The following is a 5,653-nucleotide window of genomic DNA, read 5'->3' on the forward strand; positions in this document are numbered from 1 at the left end:
GGATGTGTGATTCGCGTCTCTACAGGATGTGTGATTCGCGTCTCTACAGGATGTGTGATTCGCGTCTCTACAGGATGTGTGATTCGCGTCTCTACAGGATGTGTGATATGATTCCCGTTTAATTAACAGTAATAAAAACATCCCAACCGTCGTAGAGACGCGAAATTTCGCGTCTCTACAGTATGTGCGATCAGCCTGTCATGATATTATTTGGTGACAAGAAATCATACTTATTTTAAAACTGCCTTGCCCATTCATCACGCCAGCGTTCAACTACTACTTTCGTTTGCGTAAAAAATTCGACTGCGTGATTGCTTTGTCCGTGCAAGTCACCAAAAAAGCTTTCCTTCCAACCGCTAAAGGGGAAGAATGCCATAGGTGCGGCAACACCAATGTTGATACCAATATTACCAGCTTCTGCCTCATAGCGGAACTTACGAGCTGCTGCACCATTGCTAGTAAATAAACAAGCCATGTTGCCGTATTGACCCCGATTAACTAAAGCGATCGCTTCCTCAATACTATTCAGATGAATTAAACTCAGCACCGGACCAAAAATTTCTGTGCGGGCAATTTCACCAACTGGATCTACATTTTGCAGAATCGTTGGGCGGATAAAGTTACCATTTTTATGGCTCGTAATCTCAGGACTGCGACCATCTACTAATAACTTTGCCCCTTCCTTGGCTCCTTTTTCAATTAAACTTTCAATCCGCGTTTTGCTGCGGACATCAATCACTGGTCCCATTTCTACACCTTGGTCTAAACCATTCCCGACAATGCGATTTATTGCCGTTTCGGCGATCGCGTTCGTAAATGTATGACGCGCTTCTCCCACTGTAACCGCAATTGAAGCTGCTAAACAACGTTGTCCCGCACAACCAAAAGCACTATCAGCCGCAATCCGGGTAGTCATTGCCATATCTGCATCCGGCAGAATTATAATCGGATTTTTCGCACCCCCTTGACATTGGAGACGTTTTCCGTTTGCCGCTCCCCGACTGTAAATATATTTAGCGACTGGTGTAGAACCAACAAAACTAATTGCGCGAATTTTCGGATGATCTAAAATTGCGTCTACAGCTTCTTTCGCACCATTAATTAAATTAATTACACCCTTGGGTAAACCTGTTTGTTCGAGAAGCTGAAAGATTTTTTGCATAGTTAGCGGCACCTTTTCCGAAGGCTTGACAATGTAGGTATTTCCGCAAGCGATCGCATAGGGCAAAAACCAAAATGGAATCATCCCCGGAAAATTGAAAGGACAAATCACCGCAGCAACTCCTAACGGTTGCCGAATCATCATTTCATCAATCCCCTTTGCCACATCTTCTAAATTAGTTCCCAGCATCATCATCGGAATACCGCAAGCAACCTCGACATTTTCAATCGCACGACGCATTTCACCTTTAGATTCAGCCAAAGTTTTACCGCATTCTAAAGTAATTGTTCGTGCCAAATCCTCAAAATGTTCTTCCAACAGATTCTTCAATTTAAATAAATATTGTACCCGTTCCTGGGGTGGAGTGCGTCGCCACGTGACAAATGCAACCGAAGCTGCATCAACAGCTTCATTGACTTCAGACGCTGACGACAAAGGCACTTTAGCCATAATTTCTCTCGTAGCTGGATTGATTACTTCTAAATATTCTGTAGCATTAGATGCACACCATTGACCATTAATGTAATTATGTAAGTTGGGAATAGTATTCATGGAAAGAAAAATGTAGATGCAAGAATATAACTATTTTGCCTTTAGCTTGAGCAATGAGCGTAAAAACTCTCGCAAACTCTTATTTCTCTGTGCTCTCTGTGCCCTCTGCGGTTCGTTTTTCCATAATCTTGCCTTACCCAGAACCCTTGATTAGACGTAGCACTTGGTAGTCTCTACATCTTTTCCACTCCTATATCCAAAGAGCGAATATTTCTCTAAAGTTGTTTTATAAACATTAATCTTATTCAAGTAATGAAAACTTCCACAGCGGTATTACCGCCATTTTTGATACTAGATCAATTATTACAAAGCTGGTTAATCGAAGATATTGGGAGAGGCGATCGCACAACCCAAAGTCTTTTATCTCAGAATACAATAGAAGGACAAGCCAAATGGGTGGCGAAAGCAACAGGAGTCATAGCCGGCTTACCAGTCGCTGCCAGAGTATTTCAGCTTTTAAACCAAAAAGTCAGCTTTGTGGCTCTTGCGGCTGAAGGGCAACAGTGCGAACCTGGGGAAGTGATCGCCGAAATCCAAGGTTCACTAGATACATTATTAATGGGGGAAAGGGTTGCTCTCAACTTAGCGATGCGTCTGAGCGGGATCGCGACTCTAACTCATAAATATACAGCCGAAATAGCCGATTTACCCGCTCAGTTAGTTGATACCCGCAAAACGACACCAGGGTTGAGGATTTTGGAAAAGTATGCAACTGCTATCGGAGGAGCGATTAATCACCGCATGGGCTTAGATGATGCAGTCATGATTAAAGATAATCATATCGCGGCAGCAGGAGGAATTAAACAAGCAATTACCCGCATCCGTTCTCAAATTCCCTATCCCCTAACAATAGAAGTTGAGACAGAAAGTTTAGACCAGGTGAAAGAAGCTTTAGAGCATAAAGCTGATATTATTATGTTGGATAATATGTCTGTGAATTTGATGCGTGAGGCAGTGCAGATAATTCGCCACCTAGATAGCCACGTCAAAATCGAAGCCTCAGGTAACGTAACCTTAGAAACTCTCCGCCCTATAGCCCAGACAGGTGTAAATTATATTTCCAGTAGTGCGCCGATTACGCAGTCAAAGTGGTTAGATTTGAGTATGAGAATTCAATAATTCAAGCAGGTGCGATCGCTTGAGTTGATTGTTGGGTGCGATCGTATTCCCGTAGTAGCGTTTGTGAGTAAGTTACCCCTAACGGTGGAAGACCCAATCTCCAATCAATGCGATCGCACTATCTTAGTAAAAAATAACACTTTTCAGTCAAAGTAGAGACATTGCTATGCAACGTCTCTACGCCAAAATTCATATATCTAATAGACCTAGACGTGAAAATTAAATATGCGTTGTCCACAACCGTTGATTAGACGTAGCACTGCTACGTCACAATAATTGTTTTCTGGAGATGTCTAATAGACCTAGACGTGAAAATTAAATATGCGTTGCCCACAACCGTTGTAGAGAGGTAGCACTGCTACGTCTCTACATTGTTTTCTGGAGATGTCTAATCAGCAAAGCCTCAAATTAAATCTTGGCTTTTTGCCACAAGATCAACTTATGACAGAGGCGATGGCATGTGAGAATCAGCTATATTCTGAGATGAGCCACTAAAGGAAAAAGGTTCTTCAGGCGCTGGATACCCTGCCTCAGTAAAGACTTCACGGATAGCTTTGTTAGTGTCGAAATACACTTGCCAGTAGTTGTCATTACTGCAATAAGGACGTACTGCTAATACAGGTCCTGCCAAGGTAAAATTGAGAATTTCTATATCTGGTGCTGGAGTTTTGAGAACGTTAGGAATCTCGCTAATTCTCGCTTTTAAAAGTGCGATCGCTTCATTATGGTCAACATCATGATGCAACTGGGCAACTAAGTCAACGCGACGAAAAGCATTCGTAGAAAAATTCTGGATATTGTCCGAAGATATTTTGTTATTTCCGACAATTGTCATCACGTTATCAGGTGTATTGATACTAGTTGCAAAAATTCCGAGTTCTACAACAGTACCTGTGACACCTCCGGCAGTAATGAAGTCACCAACTTTAAAGGGTCGAAAAACAATTAAAAAAGCACCCGCTGCAAAGTTTGCCAACAGTCCACCCCACGCTGCACCAATAGCAATACCGGCTGCTGCTAGAAGTGCGGCAAAGGAGGTCGTTTCAATTCCAAAAAAGCCGAGAAGTGCTACAATTAAAACAACTCGCAGCGTTACAGAAATGATATTGAGAAGATAGTTAACGATTGTAGAATCGACATCTTGAGTTCTAAAACCACGTCTTACCAGCTTTAAGCCAAACTCAATTAACTTTTGACCGACAACCCACAAAAGAATCGCACCTATAATCTTCAAGCCAAACTGAGTTAACAGTGCGCTCGCAACCTGAGCTATCTGATTGAAATCCATAAATTTTTCCCTATTTGCGAATCGATAACAAACATACAGCGAATTAAAGCATAAATGAGTATAGATGCTTTTTTTTTATTTTTGTATTACTTGTTTGAAATTTGACTAAAATGCCAAGCACTGCTTCAGCTTCCAAACGCATACCTTCTGTGTGTCTGGTCATCGAAAGGAGGATTCAAGCAAGACACATCTAAATAAATTAAAAACTCCATTGGGACATTTTGCTAGGTATGATATTTAATTTGCGCTTGCTTTTTTGCACATCTACCCAGTAAAAACCAACTATGACTCAAAACTACCGCATTACCTTACTTCCCGGCGATGGCATTGGACCCGAAATCATCAACGTTGCGGTAGACGTGCTCAAAATCGTCGGTAAGCAATTTGATTTACAATTTGAATTTCAACAAGCCCTCATGGGTGGTGCAGCAATTGACGCTACAGGCGTACCTCTGCCAGATGATACCTTAGAAATGTGTCGCAATAGTGATGCTGTCTTACTCGCCGCTGTTGGTGGTTATAAGTGGGATTCTTTGCCTTCTAATTTGCGCCCAGAAGCGGGTTTACTGGGACTGCGTGCGGGTTTGGGGCTTTTTGCTAATTTGCGCCCTGCGAAGATTATACCGCAGTTAATTGACGCCTCTACGTTGAAAAAAGAAGTTGTGGAAGGCGTGGATATTATGGTGGTGCGCGAACTCACAGGCGGAATTTATTTTGGGAAACCGAAGGGAATTTTTGAAACCGAAACTGGTGAGAAGCGCGGTGTAAATACGATGGTTTACAGCGAATCGGAAATTGAACGCATCGGCAGAGTCGCTTTTGAAACAGCGCGAAAACGTGGAGGTAAACTATGTTCGGTGGATAAGTCGAATGTATTAGAAGTATCGCAGTTATGGCGCGATCGCATTACTTCTCTTTCTCAAGAATATCCCGACATCGAACTGTCTCACATGTATGTAGATGCAGCAGCCATGCAATTAGTTCGTGCTCCCAAGCAATTTGATACTATTGTTACGGGCAACTTATTCGGCGATATTCTCTCGGATGCGGCAGCAATGTTAACTGGCAGTATCGGTATGTTACCATCTGCTAGTTTAGGCGATAAAGGTCCGGGAGTGTTTGAACCCGTCCACGGTTCAGCCCCAGATATCGCAGGACAAGATAAAGCAAATCCCCTAGCCCAGGTTTTGAGTGCAGCAATGATGTTACGCTACGGCTTAAATCAAAGTGCTGCGGCTGACAAAATCGAAAACGCGGTATTGCAAGTTTTAGAGTCATGCGATCGCACTGGGGATATAATGTCTCCGGGAATGAATCTTTTGGGTTGTCACTCTATGGGTAAGACACTCATTCAAGCTCTGGAACTAGAGGTTAGGGATTAGAAAGGGGAGATGGGGAGATGGGGAGAGTAGGGGAAGCGTGGTGTGGGAGAAGCGTGGTGTGGGGGAGTGGGGAGAAATTTTTCAAGTCGTCCCCCTTGTCCCCCTTGTCCCCCTTGTCCCCCCTGTCCCCCCTGTCCCCCCTGTCCCCCC

The 5,653-nt window shown here is 43.2% G+C and carries 4 protein-coding genes; 2 read left to right on the plus strand and 2 right to left on the minus strand.

The window, feature by feature from the left end; translation table 11 throughout:
* Nucleotides 1–235: 235 nt before the first annotated feature.
* Nucleotides 236–1,714, minus strand: coding sequence for a CoA-acylating methylmalonate-semialdehyde dehydrogenase (locus OGM63_RS08195; protein ID WP_263745023.1), 1,479 nt, complete (start codon nucleotides 1,712–1,714; stop codon nucleotides 236–238).
* A 252-nt stretch (nucleotides 1,715–1,966) separates the two neighbouring features.
* Between OGM63_RS08195 and nadC the strand changes: the two genes are divergently transcribed.
* Nucleotides 1,967–2,833 carry a carboxylating nicotinate-nucleotide diphosphorylase gene (gene nadC, locus OGM63_RS08200; protein ID WP_263745024.1) on the plus strand — a complete coding sequence of 289 codons (867 nt, stop codon included), beginning with the start codon at nucleotides 1,967–1,969 and terminating at the stop codon, nucleotides 2,831–2,833.
* Nucleotides 2,834–3,272: 439 nt separating this feature from the next.
* Here nadC and OGM63_RS08205 read toward each other — a convergent pair whose 3' ends face one another.
* Nucleotides 3,273–4,121 (minus strand): mechanosensitive ion channel family protein, encoded by an 849-nt coding sequence (locus tag OGM63_RS08205; RefSeq protein WP_263745026.1) that lies wholly within the window; start codon nucleotides 4,119–4,121, stop codon nucleotides 3,273–3,275.
* Between the two features lie 284 nt (nucleotides 4,122–4,405).
* Here OGM63_RS08205 and leuB point away from each other — a divergent pair, with 284 nt between their 5' ends.
* A complete protein-coding gene (gene leuB / locus OGM63_RS08210) occupies nucleotides 4,406–5,503 on the plus strand; it encodes a 3-isopropylmalate dehydrogenase (RefSeq protein ID WP_263745027.1) in 1,098 nt (365 codons plus the stop codon).
* Nucleotides 5,504–5,653: the final 150 nt, after the last annotated feature.

This window comes from Plectonema radiosum NIES-515 (assembly GCF_025753815.1).
Taxonomy (GTDB): Bacteria; Cyanobacteriota; Cyanobacteriia; order Cyanobacteriales; family Nostocaceae; genus Hassallia; species Hassallia radiosum_A.